This is a genomic window from Mesobacillus persicus, from assembly GCF_900109925.1.
Classification (GTDB): Bacteria; Bacillota; Bacilli; order Bacillales; family Cytobacillaceae; genus Mesobacillus_B; species Mesobacillus_B persicus.
In genome coordinates this window covers 107,986-130,040 of sequence record NZ_FOBW01000006.1, presented here as the reverse complement: position 1 = coordinate 130,040, position 22,055 = coordinate 107,986, and the positions used below count along the sequence as shown (strand labels likewise).

Genomic DNA, 22,055 nt, shown 5'->3' with positions numbered 1-22,055 from the left:
ATGACCTTTTATGACTTTGCCAGATCCGTTGTATATGGTGTGTTCAAGCCTCTTTATCGTGTGGAAGTGATAGGCCGTGAGAATATCCCTCTAGAGGGGGGCGTCCTGCTCTGTTCTAACCATATTAATAATTTCGATCCAATCATTGTTGGAATGATGGCCTCTAGACCCGTCCACTTTATGGCTAAAGAGGAGCTGTTTACAGTTCCTATCCTTGGGAAACTGGTTCCCCACCTAAATGCGTTTCCTGTTAAACGGGGAATGAGCGATCGTGAAGCATTAAGGAAAGGACTGGCAATCCTAAAGGAAGGGAAAGTCCTAGGACTATTTCCAGAGGGAACTCGGAGCAAGACAGGGGAGCTTGGGAAAGGCTTAGCTGGGGCAGGCTTTTTTGCTTTAAGAACGGATGCCGAAATCGTTCCATGTGCCGTAGTCGGACCTTATAAACCTCTTCGTAAATTGAAAATCGTCTATGGCAAGCCAATTAGTATGGAGGCTGTTAGGAAAAGTAAGGGCTCTGCTGAGGAAGCTACTGAATTAATTATGGAAGAAATCCGTAAACTATTAGATGAACACAAATAAGGTACTTACGGCGAGGGGTCAGTATTTTCCCAAGTAAAAACAACTGAGTTAAGGGACGCTTTATCGCTTGACAAAAAGGCTGTTTTATAAGAAGTTAGTGAAAAGAGACTTTTTTTGAATATTCTCTAACTACTAACAGAAATAAGGAAATCTCGATATTTTACGAGTAGTTCATTGGATTAAGGAGGAGTACATATGTCAGAAGATATGAATCAAATTGAGGTACAAAATTTCAGTGCTGGTGATCGCGTAAAAGGGCAGGTCACTAAAGTCGAAGAAAAGCAAGTGATAATCAACATCGAAAATAGCAAGTTAGATGGAATTATTCCAATCAGTGAGCTTTCTAGTCTTCATATTGAGAAAGCTGAAGATGCAGTAAAAGAGGGAGACGAGCTCGACCTTGAGGTGTTAAAGGTAGAAGAGGATGCATTAATCCTATCGAAGCGCAAGGTAGATGCAGAAATGGCTTGGGATGAGTTGCAAGGGAAATTTGAAAGTGGCGAAATCTTCGAAGCCGAAGTGAAAGATGTTGTTAAAGGGGGGCTTGTCGTAGACCTTGGTGTTCGAGGATTTGTTCCCGCTTCTTTAGTTGAGGCCCACTTTGTAGAAGATTTTTCAGATTATAAAGGGAAAAACCTTACGTTTAAAATTGTTGAATTCGATAAAGAAAAAAATCGTCTAATCCTATCGCATCGTGCTGTTGTCGAGCAGGAGCAGACACAGAAAAAACAAGGACTACTCGAATCCCTAGAAGCCGGGCAAGTTCTAGATGGAACGGTTCAACGAATCACGGATTTCGGAGCGTTTGTTGATATTGGCGGGGTTGATGGACTTGTCCATATTTCACAGTTATCACATGAGCATATTGAAAAACCATCCGATGTAGTTGAAGAAGGTCAAAAAGTACAGGTTAAAGTACTAAGTGTAGATACTGATAATGAAAGAATTTCCCTTTCTATTAAAGAAACTTTGCCTGGACCATGGGCTGATATCGAAGAGAAGGCTCCTAAGGGCAGTACCATCGAAGGTGTTGTCAGACGCCTAGTTTCTTACGGTGCTTTTGTTGAGGTTTTCCCAGGTGTTGAAGGTCTTGTGCATATTTCACAAATCTCAAATCGCCATATCGGTACTCCTCACGAGGTCCTTCAAGAAGGACAAGAGGTAAAGGTAAAGGTTCTAGATGTTAATAAGACTGATCAACGTCTTTCTCTTAGTATGAAGGAATTTGAAGCGAAAGAGGAAGCAGCTGCATCTGATTATGAGCTCCCTGAAGAATCTAAAGGCTTTCAGTTAGGCGAAATGATTGGAGATAAGCTTAAGAATTTAAAACAATAATGGTGATGCTTTATGTCAAGAGTTGAAAGAAAATGGGATCATATTAAGCTTGCCCTGGATACTGGGCAGCTACGCAAAACAGGGTTTGACAATGTTACGTTTATTCACCAAAGCATTCCTGAGACTTCGCTTGACTCAATCAAATTAGAAACGAAAATTGGCGAACTTGTTTTAAGTTCGCCAATTTTTATCAATGCGATGACCGGTGGTGGTGGGGAACGTACGCTTGAAATTAACCGGAACCTTGCGAGGGTAGCTAAAGAAACAGGGATTGGACTTGCAGTAGGCTCGCAAATGTCAGCCTTGAAAAATGCTGAAGAACGAAAGACATTTGAAGTCGTGCGAGAAGAGCATCCAACGGGAATTATCTTTGGTAATCTTGGAAGTGAAGCTACTGTAGACCAAGCAAAATTAGCTGTTAAGATGATTGAAGCAGATGCCCTGCAAATTCATCTCAATGTTGTCCAGGAGCTAGCAATGCCTGAAGGGGATCGTGACTTTCAAGGGATGCTTTTAAGGATAGGAAGGATTATTGATGCAGTTGATGTACCAGTTATAGTAAAAGAAACTGGCTTTGGAATGGGCATTGAAACGTTAGAATCTCTCTTTTCTTTAGGGCTGTTGGCAGTTGATGTTGGTGGATTTGGTGGCACCAACTTTGCTGCAATTGAAAATCAACGAGGTTCTAATAAACTTCCATTTTTTGAGGACTGGGGAATACCTACTTCGGTGTCAATTGCTGAGGCAAGGCACTTGAGCAATAGTTATCCAATTATAGCTTCTGGTGGAATTCAAACTAGCCTTGATATTGCGAAAAGTATTGCTTTAGGTGCAAATGCGGCAGCATTGGCAGGACACTTTCTTAAGGTGTTAATTGAGCAGGGTCCTAATGTGCTAGTCGAGTTAATTAATCGTTTGAAACATGAGCTTATCATGATCATGACCGCTTTAGGCACAAATTCGGTTGAAGAATTACAAAAGGCCCCGTTGATTATATCGGGATCTACTTGGCATTGGCTTGATCAAAGAGGAATTGACACGAAAAGATATAGTCAAAGAAAAAAATAAGCTTCAGCCACAGTGCTGAAGCTTATTTTTTTTCTTTTTTACTCGCTTTGTTTCCCGTCATTAAGCCTATGTGCTTCCTCAGGGCTTTGCATTTTTGAAGCTCCAGGATAATGTAAGGCTTGATCTCGATCAGCCTCAACATGGCCGCTCTTTCTTTGTTTCGTTTCTTGTCTATCTTTTCCCATTTTTCCACCACCTCCTCTTCTTTAACATGGGACGCATGAAAAAGTTTATGCAAGAAAGATTAAAGTACATATGATGCAGACATAATGGAAATGATAGGAGGGGACGCGATGGAAGGTGCAATATTTTACTGGTTTTCATGGTTGGGGTGGATATGGGCAACATTTTTTATGTCTAAGGATAGCCGATACCGCCTTAGAGTCTCGGCTGGTTTGCTTATATTAATCATTTCTTCGCCTTATAAGACGGTCATAATGGGGATTGACGTGCATCTGCCTGCCTTTATTCTTATGATGTTCTTTATACTTGAAACCTTTAAATTGAAACATAGATTGTTTTTTAGTGTCTTCTTGTCGTCGTTTATTTTGATGTTAGGTTACGTTAGTTTTTTATTATTTGAACTATTTGACCCTGTTTGGGTCATATTTGATCGGAAGTGGATGATTGCATTTGGGGGGATGATAATAGGTTCGGTACTACAAGCGAGTAGACACCGCCGTTTGATGTCCATTACTGCGGGATTAATCCTGGGTGAGGTTCTTTTCTCTATTATTATGAAGGAGCTCTCTTTTCCATACCCTGTGGCTTCTCCTGAGTTTCTAGATGTTATTGCATCACTAACTATGCTAGTTGCAGTGTGGAGTGCCTTCAACTATGTTGCTGAGCTAGCAGGAAATTACTTTAATCAAGGAAGGGGGAGGCAGAAATCGACGTGACAGAATATACGCTTCCGATTGTATTTGGAATATTTATGGGAACATTATCGAGACTTTTTATGCTGCGAACTGATTATCGTCAATACCCTACATACCTACACGGAAAAATAATACATGTGGCTCTAGGGTTTATAGCGGCTGGTTTAGGCGCGGTTTTCGGACCTGCTATTTTAAAAGAGGAGTTTACAGCAATAACCTTTCTAACTGTTGCTGCTTCTCAGTTTCGTGAAGTAAGAAATATGGAAAGGAATACACTTACCGAGCTTGACCATTATGAACTAGTCACAAGAGGGAAAACCTATATCGAAGGAATTGCAATCGCTTTTGAGAGTCGTAACTATTTGGTCATTTTAACAGCCCTTATTAGTACTTTAGCTTATCTTATTTTCAATTTATGGATAGGAATCATAGCTGCGATTGCATCAATGATTCTCTCGCATTTCCTGATGTCAGGTGGAAAACTAAAAGAAATTGTTGATATTGAGTATGTTGAACCTCGCTTTGATGGTGCGGGATTATATGTAGATAATATTTATATTATGAATATCGGATTGCCAGAGAGACAAAAAGAGGTTTTGCGTTATGGCATGGGCTTTATTTTAAAACCGAAAACCTTTAATGCAAGAGCTACTATTGCAAACCTAGGACAGCGTCAGGCGATCCTCCATGATGTATCAACGGCCCTAGGAGTCTATCGAGATTCGGGTACTCCAGCATTAGTTCCCCTGGCAAAACGAGACCTTGACGACGGGCGTGTGGGTGTGTTTGTTCTTCCTCAAGAACGGGATGCTGAAAAAGCCATTAAAGTGATAGGGGACGTGCCGACTCTCGAAAATGCCATCAGAATGTCCACCGAGAAAGTTGGGATGAAGAATGGATCTTGAAAAATATATACTAGCTGTTATTACCACAAATAAAAATAAAGTACCGGCTGGGCATGGTGTCTTTTACTGTGATTCAAAGGAAGAAATGGAGACCATTACAGCAAATCTTGAGGCTATTCTTGATGGAATTGCTCATTCTCTAACTGAAGACCTTTATGTAATTGTCAAGCATTAATAAAGGTTTTCATTGCCTATATTGGAACATATTTGATAAACTTAGTAAGCTAGACCCTTCTATTTCAAGAAGGGTTTTCTTTTAGCGTATGTTTTTTTGGGGAAAACTATATGAAAAAAGTAAATAATGAACTATTAATTAGTGCATTTGAAAGGGTGAAATTCATGGCGAAACCAGTGGTAGCGATTGTCGGTCGACCTAATGTTGGGAAGTCGACAATCTTTAACCGAATTGTTGGTGAACGCATTTCTATAGTAGAGGACATTCCTGGAGTAACGAGAGATCGTATCTATAGTTCGGCTGAATGGCTGGCATACGACTTTAACATCATTGATACCGGGGGTATTGAGATTGGTGATGAGCCGTTTCTTGAGCAAATTCGACTACAAGCGGAAATAGCGATTGAGGAAGCAGATGTAATTATCTTCCTAGTGAATGGCAGAGAGGGAGTCACGGCAGCAGACGAAGAGGTAGCAAAAATTTTATATAAAACAAAAAAGCCTGTCGTCCTTGGTGTTAACAAAATAGACAATCCAGAAATGCGCAGTGAGATTTATGATTTTTATGCTTTAGGTTTCGGGGAGCCGGTTCCAATTTCGGGATCCCACGGGTTAGGAATTGGTGATTTACTCGATGAGGCTGCAAAACACTTTCCTAAAACGGGCGGAAAGGATTATGATGAAGACATCATTAAGTTCTCGCTAATTGGTCGTCCGAATGTAGGGAAATCCTCCTTAACAAATGCCATTCTCGGTGAAGACAGAGTTATTGTTAGTGATATTGCAGGAACAACGAGAGATGCGATTGACTCCAACTTTAAATATAATGGGCAAGAGTACGTCATTATTGACACTGCGGGGATGAGAAAAAAAGGGAAGGTCTATGAGAGTACTGAAAAGTACAGTGTCCTTCGTGCCCTAAGAGCGATTGAACGTTCTGATGTAGTTCTTGTCGTAATTGATGGTGAAGAAGGAATCATTGAGCAGGACAAGCATATAGCTGGTTATGCTCATGAAGCAGGACGTGCGGTTATCATCGTGGTGAACAAATGGGATGCAGTCGAGAAAGATGAAAAGACGATGAAAGAATTTGAGCAAAATATCCGAGAGCATTTTCTATTTCTTAGTTATGCGCCAATTGTCTTTTTATCAGCGAAAACAAAAAAACGAATTCACACCTTGGTGCCGATGATTGACTTGGCAAGTGAAAATCATTCAAGAAGGGTTCAGACGACGATTCTGAATGAAGTAATCATGGATGCAGTTGCTAGGAATCCAGCGCCTACAGATAAAGGAAAGCGATTAAAAGTTTACTACACAACTCAGGTTGCAGTTAAACCGCCTGTATTTGTTGTTTTTGTCAACGATCCTGAGCTTATGCATTTCTCTTATCAGAGATTTCTTGAAAATCGGATTCGAGAGGCGTTTGGGTTTGAGGGGACACCAATTAAGATTTTTGCTCGGGAACGTAATTAATACTACTTCTAAAAAAAGGTTGTGTTGAAGGTGGAGCGGAAACCAAAAGATGTGGCAGTGCTTGGTGCTGGGAGTTGGGGAACGGCTTTAGCAATGGTATTGGCAGACAATGGCCATCATACAAGACTTTGGGGTCATAATCCTGTCCAAATCGAAGAAATCAATCGCTCTCAAACAAATCAGAAATATCTACCTAATATTTCCTTGCCAAAATTAGTTATAGGTTATTCTGATTTATCCGAAGCGATAAATGAGGTTGAAACCATTATCCTTGCGGTACCGACAAAAGCCATTAGAGAGGTATTGAAAAAAATCGTTCAATTTCGGAAGGAACCACTAACAATTGTTCATGTTAGTAAGGGAATTGAACCGGATACCTTATTAAGGATTTCCGAAATGATTGAAGAGGAGATGCCTCTCGGTTTGTTGAAAGATATTGTCGTACTATCAGGTCCTAGCCATGCTGAAGAGGTCAGTCTCCGTCATCCAACGACTGTTACTGTGTCAGCCAAAAATATGGAGGCGGCGGAACAAATTCAAGATTTATTTATCAATCAGAATTTCCGTGTTTATACAAATCCAGATTTGGTTGGTGTAGAAATTGGTGGTGCTTTGAAAAATATTATTGCCCTTGCAGCAGGGATTTCGGATGGACTTGGGTACGGTGATAATGCGAAAGCAGCCTTAATTACTAGGGGGTTAGCAGAAATTGCCCGCCTAGGAGCGAAAATGGGGGCTCGGCCATTAACCTTTTCTGGTCTAACGGGAATCGGTGATCTAATTGTTACATGTACAAGTGTCCATTCACGAAATTGGCGCGCTGGTAATATGTTAGGGAAAGGCCATAACCTTGAGGAAGTGCTTGATAAAATGGGTATGGTCGTTGAAGGGGTAAGGACCACCAAGGCAGCGTACCAACTAGCTGAGAAGTATGATGTTAAAATGCCAATCACTACTGCTCTATATGGAATCCTCTTCTCTGGAATCGAACCTAAAGATGCGGTAGATGGGTTGATGAAAAGAAGAAAGACCCATGAAATGGAGGACTTAGCAGATATTCTTAGCTTAAATTCTGCCAATTAAATAATTATTTTTCTAAATATAGGCATTCGAGGATGCGAGTACTTTAGGCATTGCATACAATGCAACGAAGCAACTGGTGGTTTGAACTGGGTGTATGGGTAATTTAGTCACCATTGTACTGAGATAGAGGAATATGCCCCTTCCTTTATCTCAGTTTTTTTGTGAATTTTTGTGTTAAAGTTCAGTAGTTTGGAGCGAAAGACTGTAGAGTTATCTAATCTTTTGGCTCTGTTAAAGGTAGCTGTTGATTTACGCTCCAGGCACTTCGCTTTCCGCGGGCGTTGCGGGGAGCCTCCTCGGCGCTTTAGCGCCTGTGGGGTCTCCCCAGCCCCGTACTCCCGCAGGAGTCTTCGTGCCTTCCGCTCCAATCAACATTTAGTAAAAACAACAATGTCCTTTAACAAAGCTAATCTTTTAATTAAAAAAAGTTACCGATTGTCCAAGCTTATTGGTTTTATGTTATAATACATCTCGGAAAAGGGGAGTGGTTTACCTTGTCACCGGCTTTATTAAAAATGTATGTTTCTTTTGCTGGGATGGCTTTTATGTTTTTGTCGCTCGTTATCATTTATTTCAGTCGTTATAAATTAAAGGGGATCCTAAAATTTGTTGCAGCTTTTATTGCTTATTTCTTAATGGCTACTGCTGGCTTAATTATCTTTCTGGTCGTGTTTAGTGGACCGACTAGCGGTTAGGGTAAATTTGGTAATGGGAGTAGGAAATGACCTATGAATAAACTTAGAAGAATAGTACCAGGTTTTTTGCTGATTTTCATTTTAACTGGATGCATGTATCCTGACGAGAATCTTGCAAAAAACAAGATTCCCTATGAAACTCAAATTGATGCGGTACAAACGGCAGTAGATAAATATCAAGAGGCAAACAGTGGAATCCTTCCCATAAAAACAAAGGATGCAACAACACCAATCTATCAAAAGTATCTGATTGATTTTCAAAAAATAATCCCGGTATACATACCTGAAATTCCGGGTAATGCATTTGAAAGTGGAGGCATCTTTCAATATGTTTTAATCGATGTAGAAACAGATCCTACCGTTAAACTCTTGGATTTAAGAGTAGCTGAAACAATTAGAGATATAAAAATGCGAATAAATACAAATAAATATCCGCCGTTTAAGGAACAGCTTTCTAAAAATGTCTTTACGCTTGATTTTAGCAAGCTTGGATACTCCGAAGATCCTGTGGCTATTAGCCCTTATACAGGAGCTAATCTTCCATATATAATTACAGGTGATGGAGAAATTTATGTTGATTACAGAAATGACATGTACCAACTTATGAGAGAGAACGACCTTAATCTTACTCCTGGTGAGGATATCCGTCATATTCTAACAGTCAATACGATGTTTGTGCCTGGTTATTCGCTTCCTTATACAATTGATCCAGATCTTAATGAACCAATCTTTTTAGATAATTAGGCATAACCCTTCTTCTACAAAATATATTGTGGAAGAAGGGTTTTTTTTCCTTCAGGGAGTGGTTGTGGGAATTCCCCACATACAGCGTGGGATAGCATAAAAGCTAAAAAAATTTAAAAAAATGTCATAGAGGTATAGGACAACATCATAAATATATATTGTCCCATAATACCAAAAGGATGATATTTTTTTCCCACTAACTCTATGATCGGGAGGGGATCACTTGGAAAAGGTAGATATTTTTAAAGATATTGCCGAGAGAACAGGCGGCGATATATATTTGGGAGTTGTCGGTGCAGTACGAACGGGCAAGTCCACTTTCATCAAGAAATTCATGGAGCTTGTTGTTTTACCAAATATAGACAATGAAGCGGATAGGGCCCGCTGTCAAGATGAGCTGCCACAAAGCGCTGCTGGTAAAACAATTATGACTACTGAACCGAAATTTGTGCCAAATCAGGCCGCATCCATTCATGTAGATGAAGGGCTGGATGTGAACATTAGACTCGTAGATTGTGTAGGCTATACGGTACCTGGCGCCAAGGGATATGAGGATGAAAACGGACCAAGGATGATTAACACACCGTGGTACGAAGAACCAATTCCATTCAATGAGGCTGCAGAAATTGGAACGAGAAAAGTAATCCAGGAACATTCAACCATCGGAGTGGTTATTACTTCTGACGGAACAATTGGAGATATTCCTAGAATGGATTATTTGGAGGCGGAAGAAAGGGTCATTGAAGAGCTAAAAGAAGTAGGAAAACCGTTTATTATGGTGGTTAATAGCGCTCAGCCTCATCATCCAAATACAGAAACGCTGAGAGCTGAATTGGCTGAAAAGTATGATATTCCTGTCGTGTCAATGAGCGTTGAGAGCATGAGGGAGACAGATGTATTATCTGTACTTCGTGAAGCACTATACGAGTTTCCTGTGCTAGAGGTAAATGTAAACTTGCCAAGTTGGGTGATGGTTCTAAGGGAAGATCACTGGCTTCGTGAGAGCTATCAGGAAGCTGTCAAAGAGACAGTAAAGGATATTAAGAGATTAAGAGATGTCGATAGGGTCGTCCATCAATTTAGTGATTTTGAGTTTATTGACCGTGCTGGACTTGCCGGGATTGAGATGGGCCAAGGGGTAGCAGAAATCGATTTGTTCGCCCCGGATGATCTATATGATGATATCCTTAAAGAGATTGTAGGGGTAGAAATTCGAGGTAAGGATCACTTGCTTGAACTGATGCAGGACTTCGCTTATGCAAAGGCCGAATACGATCAGGTTGCAGACGCATTAAAAATGGTAAAGCAAACGGGTTATGGAATTGCCTCACCATCATTAACGGATATGAGTCTCGAGGAACCTGAGATTATTCGTCAGGGATCGAGGTTTGGTGTCAGACTTAAAGCAGTAGCGCCGTCCATCCACATGATTAAAGTGGATGTTGAATCAGAATTTTCACCGATTATTGGGACGGAAAAGCAAAGTGAAGAGCTTGTTCGCTACTTGATGCAGGATTTTGAAGACGATCCGCTTTCTATCTGGAACTCAGATATTTTCGGTCGCAGCTTAAGCTCGATTGTAAGAGAAGGAATTTCGGCAAAGCTATCACTGATGCCAGAAAATGCTCGTTATAAGCTGAAAGAGACATTAGAACGCATTATCAATGAGGGCTCAGGCGGTTTAATTGCTATTATATTGTAATTTTTTTATAGACTCCATTTTTGGAGTCTTTTGTTTTTTTTGAATAAAAAGCATTTCGAAGCCTGATTTCATGCTATTTTGCTTGATTGATGAAAAGATTACCATTATTTCTTGAATATATCTTGATAAGCCTATATGATTATGATAATCTTTTAACAGAATTAACGTTGTGGCCTGCAAACCCTTGTGACTACAAGGTTTAGCAAGTGATTAACACTTATTTCTAATAAGACTAGGCCAAAAGCACAAAGATTGTTAGAAATATGTCATTGCAACGTATAGAATTCCTTCGTTTTGTTTAGAAATGTAATAAAAGAGTTGTTTCTGAGCAATAATTCAGGATTTTTTGGGAGGAGGTGAATGGCATGAACAAGACAGAACTAATCAATGCAGTTGCAGAAGCTGGAGAACTTTCTAAGAAGGACGCAACAAAAGCAGTTGACGCTGTTTTTGATTCAATCTTAAATGCTTTAGCTAGTGGTGATAAGGTACAATTAATTGGTTTTGGTAACTTTGAAGTTCGTGAGCGTGCTGCTCGTAAAGGACGTAACCCACAAACAGGTGATGAAATCGAAATCTCTGCGAGCAAAGTGCCTGCTTTTAAACCAGGTAAAGCACTTAAAGATGCAGTAAAGTAATTACATAAATTAGCTAATGCATACTTGAGAAAAGGCCGCTACTAAGCGGTCTTTTTTTTCTTGCATGGAAGTTCCATACAAGTTACTGTTTCGTTCTATAATTTTGCCTGTATACAAAAAATTATGCTAATATGGAAATGTTATAAACATATTGGAAGACAATTATGTGGAGTTCTTAGGAGGAAAAAGAATGACCAAGGTAAACCACGCCCAGATTGAGGAAGCGGTGCGTTTAATATTAGAAGCAGTAGGTGAAGACCCTGATAGGGAAGGGCTTTTAGATACACCAAAGCGAGTGGCTAGGATGTATGAAGAGGTTTTTGCAGGATTGAATAAAGATCCAAAGGAATATTTTGAAACCATCTTTGGCGAAGAACATGAGGAGCTTGTTCTAGTAAAGGATATCCCTTTTTATTCAATTTGTGAACACCATCTTGTCCCTTTTTATGGGAAGGCACATGTTGCCTATATTCCACGAGGTGGGAAAGTGACTGGATTAAGTAAATTGGCTAGAGCAGTTGAAGCCGTTGCACAGAGGCCGCAGCTCCAGGAAAGAATCACCTCAACGATTGCTAATGCGATAATGGAGAAGCTTGAGCCACATGGAGTTATGGTCGTGGTTGAAGCTGAGCATATGTGCATGACAATGCGAGGGGTTAAGAAACCGGGTTCAAAAACGGTAACCTCCGCTGTTAGGGGGACTCTGGCGGAAGACGTTAGCGCACGTGCAGAGATTCTTGCACTAATTAAAGAGTAGAGGTGAAAAAGAATGGAAAAGAAGCCAGTCCAGAATACGGACTATGTAGTTATAAAAGCAATTGAGGACGGGGTAAATGTTATTGGTCTAACGAGAGGTACTGACACGAGATTCCATCATTCCGAAAAACTTGATCAGGGTGAAGTGATGATTGCTCAATTCACTGAACACACCTCGGCGATTAAAATCCGAGGGAAAGCTGAAATCTTGACCGCTTACGGTGAGGTTAGTAGTGAGAAAAAGCAGTGAAGACCACTAGCTAATTAAATCAATTTTGTTACAATTTTAGACTGAGATTATTTGGTAATGGCCTTTTATTTTTATTTCATGTCCATGGTCACTATAAATTATGATATAATGGTCACTGCTTTGAATAGTAAATTTATTTAATTAGGTGCCAAATAATAGATGCGCGATATTGGATGCGCGAGCATGATGCTAAACAATCCAACTTCAGGACAAGGGTGATTCATTTGCAAAATTTTCATATGAAATTAGAGAGCGTAAGGGATCAATTATCAGCAAGCTTATTTCATCCCTATTTACTTCAAAATATAGGGACACCAGTTATAGATGAGGACAGGCTCCTGTTACTTGTGTCCTTTTTTGACCAAATAGGTCTAACAAAGGATGAAATAGATAATTACAGTGTCACTACGATGCTTTTGCAAATAGCCCTTGATACTCATGAAAATGTCCAGAATTCAAAGCCAGGTGAAGAGCTTGGACTAAAACATCGGCAACTAACGGTTTTGGCGGGGACCTATTATAGTGGCTTATTTTATCAACAGCTTGCACATGTTAAAGATATTAGGATGATTACAACTCTTGCGGCAGGCGTGAAAGAGGTTAATGAACATAAAATCTCCGTATACCGTAAGGATGCAGATGCAATAGATAAATTGATGGAAAGTGTGAAAATGGTTGAATCATCTCTCTTCATCCGAATTACTGACCGATTTGAGTCTGCTGCATGGAAAGAGCTGGCTTCAAATCTTTTGTTTATTAAGCGGATGATTCAGGAAAAAGACCATTTTTTACGAACTGGCACTTCAGTTGTGTTTGATGGACTGAAAAAACTATCATTCCCAAAGAATACTCAGGAATTACCTAAAATTTCAACTGAACAACAAAAATACCTCCTTTCCATTTGTGAGCGATATATTGAATTTTCCATCACCATGATTGAATCATCCATAAAAAAGCTGCCAGCCATAAATAACCTCATGAAAGAACGTCTAGATGATATTCTTGGCCAACATCGGTCCATAACAAAATTTACGTTGGAAGAAGGGTAAAAATGGAGCAGTCAAAAGAGGAACGCGTTCACGGCGTCTTTGAGAGTATTTATAAAAATTACGATCAGATGAATTCCGTCATTAGCTTTAAACAGCATATCAGATGGCGAAAGGACACAATGAAGAAGATGGATGTCCAACCTGGCCAGAGTGCACTAGATCTATGCTGTGGAACAGCTGATTGGACGATCGCCCTTGCGGAAGCAGTAGGTTCTGAAGGAAAAGTCGTCGGCCTCGATTTCAGTCAAAATATGCTGAAAATTGGAGAAGAAAAAGTTAAAGAGCGAGATTTGAAGCAAATTACGCTTGTCCATGGAAATGCAATGGATTTACCGTTTGAGGATAATAGTTTTGATTATGTGACGATTGGTTTTGGGTTGCGAAATGTCCCTGATTATCTGCAGGTATTAAAAGAGATGAATCGTGTACTTAAGCCAGGTGGTATTGGAGTTTGCTTAGAAACGTCTCAACCGGAAATGTTTGGATTCAAACAGGTTTATTATTTTTATTTTCGTTTTATTATGCCGATCTTTGGAAAGCTTTTTGCTAAAAGTTATAAAGAATATTCCTGGCTACAGGAATCGGCACGTAGTTTCCCTGGCATGAAAGATCTTGCCAAAATGTTTGAAAAAGCCGGATTTGTCGATGTTCATTACAAGCCTTACACCGGTGGAGTAGCTGCTGTCCATATTGGACATAAAAAATAGTGCTGGGTGGATTTCGATGAAATTAAAGATGATGTATTCATATTTAAATTCAGATATAAATGCAATTGAGAAAGAGCTTGAATCGACGATTGAAGCTCAATCTCCGTTGCTTCGTCAAGCATCCTTGCATACATTACGGGCAGGCGGTAAGAGAATTCGTCCCGTGTTCGTGCTACTCGGAGGGAAGTTTGGGGCATATGACATTAATGTAATAAAGAATGTGGCTGTCCCCCTTGAGCTCATTCATATGGCTTCGCTTGTCCATGATGATGTGATTGATGATGCTGAATTACGTAGAGGTCAACCAACAATTAAAGCTAAGTGGGATAATCGAATTGCTATGTATACAGGTGATTATATCTTTGCTAGGGCCCTTGAATTAATCGGCGAGATTAAAGACCCTTTAGCACATCAAATCCTTGCAAATACGATTGTTGAACTTTCTGTAGGCGAGATTGAACAGATTAAAGATAAATATAATTTTGACCAAAACCTTAGGAATTACTTAAGGAGGATTAAGCGTAAAACTGCTCTACTTATTGCTGCTAGTTGTCAGCTTGGAGCTGTAGCATCAGGAGTAGAAGAGAATTTACATAAGAAGTTATTCCGTTTTGGCTATTATGTAGGGATGAGCTTCCAAATTACCGATGATGTTCTTGACTTTACTGCAACGGAACAAGAGTTAGGTAAACCTGCAGGTGATGACCTCATACAAGGAAACATAACCCTTCCTGTCCTATATGCCATGCAAAATAAAGAGGTATACGAGAAAGTAATAACTGTCCATGAAGACATCTCTAGAGATGAAATGAATGAAATTATCTCGTTGATCAAACAATCAGGGGCGATTGAACAGTCTCTTGCTTTAAGTGATCAATACTTAAAAAAAGCGTTAACCATCCTTGATGACCTCCCTCCAAACAAAGCCAAGAAAACATTGCGAGATATTGCTAAGTTTATTGGCAAACGTAAATATTAGCAAGTTGCTAATTTTTCAAAAAAATGTTACTATTTTAGATGGTTGTTGATATCAACCTACTATACATATGATCTTTTAGGAGTGGAGTTTCATGGAAAAAACGTTTCTTATGGTTAAACCTGACGGGGTACAACGGAATGTAATCGGTGAAATCGTTTCCCGTTTTGAAAAAAAGGGGTTCCAACTTGTTGGGGCAAAGCTTATGAATATCCCAACAGAACTGGCTGAAGAGCACTATGGTGAGCATAAAGAACGTCCATTCTTTGGTGAACTTGTTGGTTTCATTACTTCTAGCCCAGTGTTTGCTATGGTATGGCAGGGAGAAAATGTAATTGCAACTGCACGCCAAATGATGGGTTCAACAAATCCAAAGGATGCTGTAGCAGGGACAATCCGGGGTGACTTCGGTCTAACTGTGGGTAAAAACATCATTCACGGATCTGACTCTCCTGAAAGCGCTGTCCGAGAAATCGGTTTGTTCTTTAAAGAGGAAGAATTAGTAGAATACAATAAACTCATGAATGAATGGATTTATTAAAAAGGAAGTAGACATCTGCTGTCAGCAGATGTCTTTTTCTTTTTGCTATCTTATTTTTTAAATTTTTGCTATTTTTATTTAAACGTGTATGTTATATTGGTACATAATCCTTTAATGAGTTGAAGGGGGAAAGAATATGAGATATTTGACAGCCGGGGAATCCCACGGTCCACAGCTAACAACGATTATCGAAGGCTTACCAGCTGGGGTCCCATTAACAGAAGAAGATATTAATACAGAGCTTGCTAGACGCCAAAAAGGATATGGGCGTGGTAGAAGGATGCAAATTGAAAAAGATGCCGTTCAAATCATGGGAGGAATCCGTCATGGTTATACTCTTGGTTCTCCAGTTGCTCTTGTGGTTGAAAATAAGGACTGGACACATTGGACTAAGATTATGGGGCAGGCGCCTTTGGATTCAGAAGCATCAGAAGACGTAAAGAGAAAAATTACCCGAGCACGACCTGGACATGCGGACCTAAATGGCGCATTAAAATATGGGCATCGTGACATGAGAAACGTTCTTGAGAGATCATCTGCACGAGAAACAACTGTTAGAGTTGCGGCTGGAGCGGCGGCCAAAAAGCTTTTATCGCTCTTGGGGATTGAGATTGCTTGTCATGTGTTAGAAATTGGTGGCGTACAAGCTGAAAAGCTACCATACACCTCATTGGCGGAGTTGAAAGAAAAAACCGAAGCCTCCCCAGTCCGCTGCTTTGACTCAAATGCAGAGCAGAAAATGATGGATGCCATCGATCAAGCAAAGAAAAATGGCGATTCTATTGGTGGAATTGTCGAAGTGATTGTCGAAGGAATGCCAGCTGGTGTTGGCAGCTACGTACATTATGACCGTAAACTTGATTCAAAACTTGCAGGGGCAATGGTCAGTATTAATGCCTTCAAAGGGGTTGAATTTGGTATCGGCTTTGAAGCAGCAAGGAAACCTGGTAGTGAAGTTCATGATGAAATTGGCTGGGATCCAGAAAAAGGTTATTACCGAAAATCAAACCGCCTTGGTGGGTTTGAAGGTGGAATGACAACTGGTATGCCAATTGTAGTTAGAGGTGTGATGAAACCAATCCCAACACTCTATAAGCCGTTACAGAGTGTCGATATTGAAACAAAAGAAGCATTCGCTGCAAGTATTGAGAGGTCAGACAGCTGTGCTGTTCCAGCTGCCGCTGTAGTAGCAGAAAGTGTAATTGCATGGGAGCTTGCGGCTGCCATTGTTGACCAATTCTCTGCGGATCGCCTTGACAGTCTGCAAATGGCAATTGATGAACAGCGTCGTTATGCGAGGGAATTCTAAATGGAAACCATCTCGATTAAAGCAGGAGAACAAGTGTACCCGGTACATGTTGGCTTTGGTGTAATTGGAAAATTACAATCATTTCTACAAAGTCAGTTCCCTAAGCTGACATCGGTTTTGATTATAACTGATGAAACTGTCGGTGCTTTGTATTTAAAAGATTTAATCCAGGAACTTGGGTTGGATACTGTCCACACGAAAATCGTTCCAGCTGGAGAGAAAGCGAAGACCTTTGACGTCTATTACGATTGCTTAAGCTATGCGCTTGAAAAGAGACTTGACAGAAAATCAATTATTTTGTCTTTTGGTGGCGGCGCTGTCGGAGACTTAGCAGGATTTGTCGCTGCAAGCTTTATGAGGGGAATTCCATTTATCCAAATTCCGACAACCATCCTTGCACACGATAGTGCGGTAGGTGGAAAGGTGGCAATCAATCACCCACTTGGGAAGAACATGATTGGGGCTTTTTATCAGCCAGTTGCCGTATTTTATGACTTGCATTTTTTAACGTCTCTTCCTCCAGCTGAATTAAGATCGGGTTTTGCCGAGGTTATAAAACATGCACTCATAAGTGATTCAAGTTTTTATAATTGGTTGGTCGAAAACATCACGAGACTTGAAGATATTCCAGCACCATCGATGGTAGAATTTTTGACTAAGGGTATTCAAGTGAAGGCTGGAGTTGTTGAAGTAGATGAAAAAGAATCTGGTATCCGCGCGCATCTCAACTTTGGTCATACATTAGGTCATGCCATCGAAGCTGAAATGGGCTATGGAGCAATTACCCATGGAGAAGCTGTAACAATCGGAATGGTGTTTGCGCTACAACTGAGTGAGAGATTCCATAAGTTTGATTTTAATCGTAGGGAATTTATTCAGTGGGTCAAACATCTAGGGTACCAAACAAATCTACCTAAGGGGCTATCTGTTTCAAAACTGCTTGAAAGAATGAAACAGGATAAAAAATCATTTGGACAGACAATTCACTATGTTTTATTAAGTGAAGTTGGTCAGCCATATGTTAGGGAACTGGGCGATGATTTTCTGTTAGAAAACCTGGGAATTTTCATAAAAACAGGGGGGCTATAAGTGATAAGAGGGATAAGAGGAGCGATTACCGTTCAAATAGATAATGAAGAAGAGATTATTTCGGCAACTGAAAGATTAGCCAGGGAGGTTATCCGAGAAAATGGAATAACTGCTGAGTCCGTGTCTTCCGTATTTATTTCAGTTACTCATGATCTAACCTCTGGATTTCCTGCCAAGGCTCTTCGTCAAATCGATGGTTGGACATTTGTTCCGGTTATGTGTATGCAAGAAATCCCTGTGCCAGGATCACTTCAAAAGTGTATAAGACTTATGTTTCATGTAAATACAGACGTACGGCAAGAGGGTATCAAACATATTTATCTAGAAGGAGCCAAGGTGCTTCGTCCAGATCTTTTCAAATCCTAGGATTGTTAAAAATGGCTGTGTTAAAGTAAGTTGTTGATTTTACTTTGTTGATTGGAACAAAAATCAACAACCTTGTTTAACATAGCCTTAAAAAATGGAACAAGAGTTTAATTGAGGTGAAAAAATTTATGAAATGGAAACAACCATTATTATCACTAAAACCATATCAGCCAGGAAGGACAATTGAAGAAGTAAAAAAACAGTATAATCTAGAGGAAATTGTTAAACTGGCTTCGAATGAAAATCCTTTTGGCTGTTCTCCAAAAGCCGCGGGGGCCATACGGGATTTTTCTAGTTTATTATCCTTATACCCTGACGGTTATGCAACAAAATTGCGGGAAGCTGTCGCCTCTCATTTACAAGTCAGAGTAGAGCAGTTAATCTTTGGGGATGGATCGGATGAGTTAATTCAAATCATCTCAAGAGCACTCCTTCATAGTGGAACAAACACTGTAATGGCTGAGGGTACCTTCTCACAATACAAGCATAATGCGGTAATTGAAGGTAGTGAAATCAGGGAAATTCCACTAGTAGATGGGGCGCATAACCTACCAGCTATGCTAGCTGCCATTGACGAGAATACGAGCGTGGTTTGGCTCTGTTCCCCTAATAATCCGACAGGGGTTTACATAAACCGTGATGAAATCGTTGCTTTTATATCAAAGGTTCCGAAGGATATACTAGTAGTTTTGGACGAGGCCTATTTTGAATATGTATATGCAGAGGATTACTATGATGCGCTAGCTCTTGTGAGAGAATATGAGAATATGATTGTCCTACGGACATTTTCTAAAATATATGGTCTAGCGAGCCTGAGGGTCGGATACGGAATAGCGAATGAAGCTATTATTAATGTACTTGATCCTGCAAGACCGCCTTTCAACGTAAATGCTTTAGCGCAAGCGGCCGCAATAGAAGCGATAAAGGATCAGGACTTTGTTACCCGCTGCAGGGAAGCAAATATAAAAGGATTAGAGCAATTCTACCAATTTTGTGAAGAGCATCAATTAAGCTATTATCGTTCCCAAGGGAATTTTATTCTTATTGACTTTGCTTGTGATGGAAATGAGGTCTTCCAATTCTTAATGGAAAGAGGCTACATTGTCCGTTCCGGTGTTCCACTCGGATTCCCTACTTTTGTCAGGGTCACAGTTGGTTCTAGGGAACAAAATGAAGGTGTGATTAGCAAGATGAAAGAGTTTCTCGCTGCGAAAGCAACTTTAGCGTAAAAGTGAGGTGATACTGTGGAAGGCCGCGTGTTTGTCATTGGTTTAGGGTTGATTGGTGGATCTCTGGCTTTATGCATTAAAGAGGAGCATAAAGAGGTTATTGTATGTGGGTATGACATAAATGAAGAGCAGGCAAAATTAGCGAAGATGATGGGTGTCATTGATGAAAGCGTTCGAAGTCTTGAGGCAGGAGCAAGGGATGCAGACCTTATTATTATTTCTACTCCCGTTACGGTGACAGAGCAAATATTGGAGCAGCTGGCTGAATTACCTTTAAAGGACAACGTGATTGTAACAGATACAGGTAGCACAAAAACCACCATTACAGACAAGGCGAGAAGCCTAATAGAGAAGGGTACTTGCTTCATTGGCGGTCATCCAATGGCTGGTTCTCATAAAAGTGGAGTAACAGCTGCTAAAAAGATACTCTTTGAAAATGCCTTTTATTTATTTACCCCTAGGCAAGAAACAAACCCGAAAGAGATTGAAACATTAAAAGCCTGGCTTGTGGGAACAAAAGCAAAATTTTTGATAGTATCCCCGGAAGAACATGATTACCTGACTGGAGTCATTAGTCATTTTCCCCATTTGATTGCCGCTTCGCTTGTCCATCAAGCGGCTGCAGCAGAAGATCACTCAGCCCTTGTTAGTAGACTTGCTGCCGGTGGATTTAGAGATATTACAAGAATTGCATCAAGTAGCCCTGCGATGTGGCGGGATATTTTACTTCATAATCGAACGGTGATTCTAGAGTTATTACTAGGTTGGGAAAATGAGATGCAAAAGGTCATAACGCTCCTAGAATCAAGTGATGCTAGCGAAATCTATCGTTATTTTGATGAGGCGAAAAATTATCGTGATGGACTTCCAAGTAAAGAGAAGGGGGCAATTCCGGCCTTTTATGATTTATTTGTAGATGTCCCCGATTATCCAGGTAGCATTTCGGAAATCACGGGTCATCTTGCTAAAGATGAAATTAATATTACGAATATCCGTATTCTTGAAACTAGGGAAGATGTATATGGCGTCCTTGTTATTAGTTTTCAAAGCGAGGAAGATCGAGCACGGGCAGAGGTATGTATTCAAGTAAATACTAACTTTGAGACCTCTATGGGTTAAAAAGGGAGCCGCTTTATCATTTATTAAAATAAAGGAGTTAGATATGGAAGCCAAAAAGCTGATATCCAATAAATCATCCCTTGTTGGGACGGTAAAAGTACCGGGAGATAAGTCGATTTCCCACCGAGCAGTGATGTTTGGCTCCATCGCTTCTGGAGTAACGACAGTGGAAAATTTTCTTCCTGGTGAAGACTGCTTGAGTACCATTGCCTGTTTTCGTAAATTAGGAGTGGACATTGAGCAGGAAGGAAGTCGAGTTAAGGTAGAAGGCAAGGGGCTTGACGGACTTCAAGAGCCTAAGGATGTTCTTGATGTGGGGAACTCGGGTACCACAATACGACTCTTAATGGGTATCCTGTCTGGAAGACCATTCCATACTGTATTGATAGGAGACCAATCAATAGGCAAGCGACCGATGACACGGGTTACTTCTCCGCTTGCTAAGATGGGAGCTAAAATATCAGGTAGAAAGAATGGCGAATATACTCCTTTATCTTTATCAGGAGGAGAGCTTACGGGAATAGAATATGAGCTCCCTGTCGCAAGTGCTCAGGTGAAGTCAGCAATCCTATTAGCAGGTTTACAGGCGAACGGAGTAACGACAGTTATTGAACCTGAAAAGACCAGGGACCATACAGAACGAATGATTCGAATGTTTGGTGGAGAGGTTCATTCAGAAGGGATGGCAATCTCCGTTAACGGTGGACAAGAGCTGAAGGGTACTCATGTGGATGTTCCTGGAGATATCTCCTCGGCAGCCTTCTTCCTCGTTGCAGGCGCAATTGTTGCTGGAAGTCAGATTACGTTGAAAAATGTCGGATTGAACCCTACACGAACAGGGATATTAGATGTGCTCAAAAAGATGGGCGCTGATGTTACGATTGAGGCATACGACTCCGCGGGAAATGAGCCTGCTGGTAACATTACTATTGGAACTTCATCCTTAAAGGGAACGGTTATTTCGGGTGATCTAATTCCTAGGCTCATTGATGAAATACCAATCATTGCCCTCCTAGCTACCCAAGCAGAAGGAAAGACAGTCATCAAGGATGCGGCAGAATTAAAGGTGAAAGAAACCAATCGAATTGATACTGTAGTGAATGAGTTAAAAAAGCTAGGAGCCAACATAGAGGCGACCGACGATGGAATGATCATCTATGGGAATTCTAGTAGGTTGAGTGGCGGGACCGTAGCCAGCCACGGTGACCATCGAATTGGTATGATGTTAGCTGTCGCGGCCTTGATATGCAGTGATGAAGTATATCTTGAGGACAGTGAGGCAGTGGCTGTTTCATACCCTGACTTCTTTAATGATTTACATTCCTTGTTTTAAAAAAATTAAAATTGTCAAAGAACCTCCCCTAATACTAAAGGAGAGGTTCTT

The 22,055-nt window shown here is 40.5% G+C and carries 25 protein-coding genes; 24 read left to right on the top strand and 1 reads right to left on the bottom strand.

The genetic code is table 11. The features are described from left to right. The 3 genes from BMX30_RS10240 (at position 1) to fni (ending at position 2,985) form a co-directional block, all read left to right on the top strand. On the top strand, positions 1 to 582 hold the full coding sequence (locus BMX30_RS10240; protein WP_090744630.1) for a lysophospholipid acyltransferase family protein: 582 nt from the start codon (positions 1 to 3) through the stop codon (positions 580 to 582). Between the two features lie 195 nt (positions 583 to 777). After that, the gene (rpsA, locus tag BMX30_RS10235; RefSeq protein WP_090744627.1) at positions 778 to 1,917 is read left to right on the top strand and encodes a 30S ribosomal protein S1; all 1,140 of its coding nucleotides are present in this window, start codon (positions 778 to 780) and stop codon (positions 1,915 to 1,917) included. 12 nt (positions 1,918 to 1,929) lie between these two features. Then, a complete protein-coding gene (gene fni, locus BMX30_RS10230; protein ID WP_090744624.1) occupies positions 1,930 to 2,985 on the top strand; it encodes a type 2 isopentenyl-diphosphate Delta-isomerase in 1,056 nt (351 codons plus the stop codon). 38 nt (positions 2,986 to 3,023) lie between these two features. Here fni and BMX30_RS10225 read toward each other — a convergent pair whose 3' ends face one another. Further along, positions 3,024 to 3,170 carry a YpzI family protein gene (locus BMX30_RS10225; RefSeq protein WP_090744621.1) on the bottom strand — a complete coding sequence of 49 codons (147 nt, stop codon included), beginning with the start codon at positions 3,168 to 3,170 and terminating at the stop codon, positions 3,024 to 3,026. Between the two features lie 108 nt (positions 3,171 to 3,278). Between BMX30_RS10225 and BMX30_RS10220 the strand changes: the two genes are divergently transcribed. The 21 genes from BMX30_RS10220 to aroA all read left to right on the top strand — a co-directional run bounded on the left by BMX30_RS10220 (position 3,279) and on the right by aroA (position 22,004). Beyond that, positions 3,279 to 3,884, top strand: a complete 606-nt coding sequence (locus tag BMX30_RS10220) for a YphA family membrane protein (protein ID WP_090744618.1) — start codon at positions 3,279 to 3,281, stop codon at positions 3,882 to 3,884. After that, on the top strand, positions 3,881 to 4,768 hold the full coding sequence (locus tag BMX30_RS10215; RefSeq protein ID WP_090744616.1) for a YIEGIA family protein: 888 nt from the start codon (positions 3,881 to 3,883) through the stop codon (positions 4,766 to 4,768). Before BMX30_RS10220 ends, BMX30_RS10215 begins: the two co-directional genes overlap by 4 nt. Further along, a complete protein-coding gene (locus tag BMX30_RS10210; RefSeq protein ID WP_090744613.1) occupies positions 4,758 to 4,943 on the top strand; it encodes a capping complex subunit for YIEGIA in 186 nt (61 codons plus the stop codon). The genes BMX30_RS10215 and BMX30_RS10210 overlap by 11 nt, the downstream gene beginning before the upstream one ends. Positions 4,944 to 5,107: 164 nt before the next feature. Continuing rightward, positions 5,108 to 6,418 carry a ribosome biogenesis GTPase Der gene (gene der, locus BMX30_RS10205; protein WP_090744956.1) on the top strand — a complete coding sequence of 437 codons (1,311 nt, stop codon included), beginning with the start codon at positions 5,108 to 5,110 and terminating at the stop codon, positions 6,416 to 6,418. A gap of 30 nt (positions 6,419 to 6,448) precedes the next feature. After that, a complete protein-coding gene (locus tag BMX30_RS10200) occupies positions 6,449 to 7,501 on the top strand; it encodes an NAD(P)H-dependent glycerol-3-phosphate dehydrogenase (protein ID WP_090744610.1) in 1,053 nt (350 codons plus the stop codon). A 494-nt stretch (positions 7,502 to 7,995) separates the two neighbouring features. Further along, on the top strand, positions 7,996 to 8,196 hold the full coding sequence (locus BMX30_RS10195) for a DUF2768 domain-containing protein (RefSeq protein ID WP_090744608.1): 201 nt from the start codon (positions 7,996 to 7,998) through the stop codon (positions 8,194 to 8,196). A 33-nt stretch (positions 8,197 to 8,229) separates the two neighbouring features. Continuing rightward, the gene (locus tag BMX30_RS10190; RefSeq protein ID WP_090744605.1) at positions 8,230 to 8,940 is read left to right on the top strand and encodes a hypothetical protein; all 711 of its coding nucleotides are present in this window, start codon (positions 8,230 to 8,232) and stop codon (positions 8,938 to 8,940) included. A gap of 223 nt (positions 8,941 to 9,163) precedes the next feature. After that, complete coding sequence (spoIVA, locus tag BMX30_RS10185) at positions 9,164 to 10,642, top strand: stage IV sporulation protein A (RefSeq protein ID WP_090744601.1); 1,479 nt, start codon at positions 9,164 to 9,166, stop codon at positions 10,640 to 10,642. 365 nt (positions 10,643 to 11,007) lie between these two features. Next, positions 11,008 to 11,280, top strand: coding sequence for an HU family DNA-binding protein (locus tag BMX30_RS10180; RefSeq protein ID WP_139195392.1), 273 nt, complete (start codon positions 11,008 to 11,010; stop codon positions 11,278 to 11,280). A gap of 190 nt (positions 11,281 to 11,470) precedes the next feature. Then, a complete protein-coding gene (gene folE / locus BMX30_RS10175) occupies positions 11,471 to 12,037 on the top strand; it encodes a GTP cyclohydrolase I FolE (protein WP_090744595.1) in 567 nt (188 codons plus the stop codon). Positions 12,038 to 12,049: 12 nt separating this feature from the next. Continuing rightward, positions 12,050 to 12,286: a trp RNA-binding attenuation protein MtrB gene (mtrB, locus tag BMX30_RS10170; protein WP_090744591.1), complete on the top strand. Its 237-nt coding sequence runs from the start codon at positions 12,050 to 12,052 to the stop codon at positions 12,284 to 12,286. Between the two features lie 215 nt (positions 12,287 to 12,501). Then, the gene (locus BMX30_RS10165) at positions 12,502 to 13,335 is read left to right on the top strand and encodes a heptaprenyl diphosphate synthase component 1 (protein WP_244532559.1); all 834 of its coding nucleotides are present in this window, start codon (positions 12,502 to 12,504) and stop codon (positions 13,333 to 13,335) included. A gap of 2 nt (positions 13,336 to 13,337) precedes the next feature. Continuing rightward, entirely contained in the window at positions 13,338 to 14,042 is a 705-nt protein-coding gene (locus tag BMX30_RS10160) for a demethylmenaquinone methyltransferase (protein ID WP_090744585.1), read from the top strand. A gap of 16 nt (positions 14,043 to 14,058) precedes the next feature. After that, positions 14,059 to 15,021, top strand: a complete 963-nt coding sequence (hepT, locus tag BMX30_RS10155; protein WP_090744583.1) for a heptaprenyl diphosphate synthase component II — start codon at positions 14,059 to 14,061, stop codon at positions 15,019 to 15,021. A gap of 91 nt (positions 15,022 to 15,112) precedes the next feature. After that, positions 15,113 to 15,559 carry a nucleoside-diphosphate kinase gene (gene ndk, locus BMX30_RS10150; protein ID WP_090744580.1) on the top strand — a complete coding sequence of 149 codons (447 nt, stop codon included), beginning with the start codon at positions 15,113 to 15,115 and terminating at the stop codon, positions 15,557 to 15,559. A gap of 136 nt (positions 15,560 to 15,695) precedes the next feature. Beyond that, the gene (gene aroC, locus BMX30_RS10145; protein WP_090744577.1) at positions 15,696 to 16,868 is read left to right on the top strand and encodes a chorismate synthase; all 1,173 of its coding nucleotides are present in this window, start codon (positions 15,696 to 15,698) and stop codon (positions 16,866 to 16,868) included. Further along, complete coding sequence (gene aroB / locus BMX30_RS10140) at positions 16,869 to 17,957, top strand: 3-dehydroquinate synthase (RefSeq protein ID WP_090744574.1); 1,089 nt, start codon at positions 16,869 to 16,871, stop codon at positions 17,955 to 17,957. Next, positions 17,958 to 18,323: a chorismate mutase gene (gene aroH, locus BMX30_RS10135; RefSeq protein ID WP_090744572.1), complete on the top strand. Its 366-nt coding sequence runs from the start codon at positions 17,958 to 17,960 to the stop codon at positions 18,321 to 18,323. A gap of 128 nt (positions 18,324 to 18,451) precedes the next feature. Beyond that, positions 18,452 to 19,552 (top strand): histidinol-phosphate transaminase, encoded by a 1,101-nt coding sequence (gene hisC / locus BMX30_RS10130; protein WP_090744569.1) that lies wholly within the window; start codon positions 18,452 to 18,454, stop codon positions 19,550 to 19,552. 15 nt (positions 19,553 to 19,567) lie between these two features. Further along, positions 19,568 to 20,671, top strand: coding sequence for a prephenate dehydrogenase (locus BMX30_RS10125; RefSeq protein ID WP_090744566.1), 1,104 nt, complete (start codon positions 19,568 to 19,570; stop codon positions 20,669 to 20,671). Positions 20,672 to 20,714: 43 nt separating this feature from the next. Then, positions 20,715 to 22,004: a 3-phosphoshikimate 1-carboxyvinyltransferase gene (gene aroA, locus BMX30_RS10120; protein WP_090744564.1), complete on the top strand. Its 1,290-nt coding sequence runs from the start codon at positions 20,715 to 20,717 to the stop codon at positions 22,002 to 22,004. Positions 22,005 to 22,055 lie beyond the last annotated feature (51 nt).